This is a genomic window from Vibrio sp. YT-19(2023), from assembly GCF_033337395.1.
This window is the reverse complement of sequence record NZ_JAWOQN010001023.1, coordinates 1-542: the sequence shown is the minus strand read 5'-3', so window position 1 is coordinate 542 and position 542 is coordinate 1. Positions and strand designations below refer to the sequence as shown.

2 pseudogenes are annotated in these 542 nt (G+C 48.3%); both read left to right on the top strand.

The features are described from left to right. Positions 1 to 316: pseudogene (locus R7E78_RS29805) on the top strand (short chain dehydrogenase); the annotation flags it as partial. A 14-nt stretch (positions 317 to 330) separates the two neighbouring features. Then, positions 331 to 542: pseudogene (locus R7E78_RS29800) on the top strand (hypothetical protein); the annotation flags it as partial.

The following is a 542-nucleotide window of genomic DNA, read 5'->3' as shown; positions in this document are numbered from 1 at the left end:
TACCGAATCGCTCGACAGAGAGCTGTTCGCAACCGGAATCCGTGCGCTGTATTTGGCCCCAAGAGCGACAGAAACCTCACTCAATAGCGATGCCGTCAATGAAATGAATCGACAACTGGGTAACAAAACGGACTCGCCGCAAGTTGTTGCCAATCACGTTGTCACCATGTTGGAAAAAGAAATTCCCGCGAAATGGATTGGTTGGCCAGAAAAGCTTTTCGCACGCATCAATCAACTGCTTCCAAGCGTGGTTTCTTCTGCGATTCGTAAGCAACAAGAAACCATTCACCAATACGTAAACCGAGTCAGTCATTGAAGAGGACATGGACGATGAATACCAAACAACTACTTTGCGCTTTGACGGTTTGTTCAACGTTAGCTTCGACCGCTGCGTTGGCAGGTAATGCTCCACTGCAACAGGTTCAAAAGAAATGGGCGGAATGTCAGTACAGCACGCCCGATGGTGACGAAAAGGAACAATGCTTCCATCGTGCGATTGCCAAAACCAGTATTTATCTCGACAGAGAACCCGGCAATCCCGA